Raw genomic sequence first — 806 nt, forward strand, 5'->3', positions numbered from 1 at the left:
AATGTTACCTGATGCTTAGAGGCTTTTCCTGGAAGCAGGGCATTTGTTACTTCAGCACCGTAGTGCCTCGTCATCACACCTCAGCGTTAAAAGGTACCGGATTTACCTGGAACCTCCGCCTACATGCTTAAACCGGGACAACCGTCGCCCGGCTAACATAGCCTTCTCCGTCCCCCCTTCGCAGTAACACCAAGTACAGGAATATTAACCTGTTTCCCATCGACTACGCCTTTCGGCCTCGCCTTAGGGGTCGACTCACCCTGCCCCGATTAACGTTGGACAGGAACCCTTGGTCTTCCGGCGTGCGGGCTTTTCACCCGCATTATCGTTACTTATGTCAGCATTCGCACTTCTGATACCTCCAGCAACCCTCACAGGCCACCTTCGCAGGCTTACAGAACGCTCCCCTACCCAACAACACATAGTGTCGCTGCCGCAGCTTCGGTGCACAGTTTAGCCCCGTTACATCTTCCGCGCAGGCCGACTCGACCAGTGAGCTATTACGCTTTCTTTAAATGATGGCTGCTTCTAAGCCAACATCCTGGCTGTCTGTGCCTTCCCACATCGTTTCCCACTTAACTGTGACTTTGGGACCTTAGCTGGCGGTCTGGGTTGTTTCCCTCTTCACGACGGACGTTAGCACCCGCCGTGTGTCTCCCGTGATAACATTCTTCGGTATTCGTAGTTTGCATCGGGTTGGTAAGTCGGGATGACCCCCTAGCCGAAACAGTGCTCTACCCCCGAAGATGAGTTCACGAGGCGCTACCTAAATAGCTTTCGGGGAGAACCAGCTATCTCCCGGTTTG

1 rRNA gene is annotated in these 806 nt (G+C 53.7%); it reads right to left on the bottom strand.

Features of this window, described 5'->3' with window-relative positions:
- Window positions 1-806: ribosomal RNA gene (locus ABLV08_RS03510) — 23S ribosomal RNA — on the bottom strand; the annotation flags it as partial.

The sequence above is a fragment of the Klebsiella sp. CN_Kp088 genome (assembly GCF_040064335.1).
Taxonomy (GTDB): domain Bacteria; phylum Pseudomonadota; class Gammaproteobacteria; order Enterobacterales; family Enterobacteriaceae; genus Klebsiella; species Klebsiella aerogenes.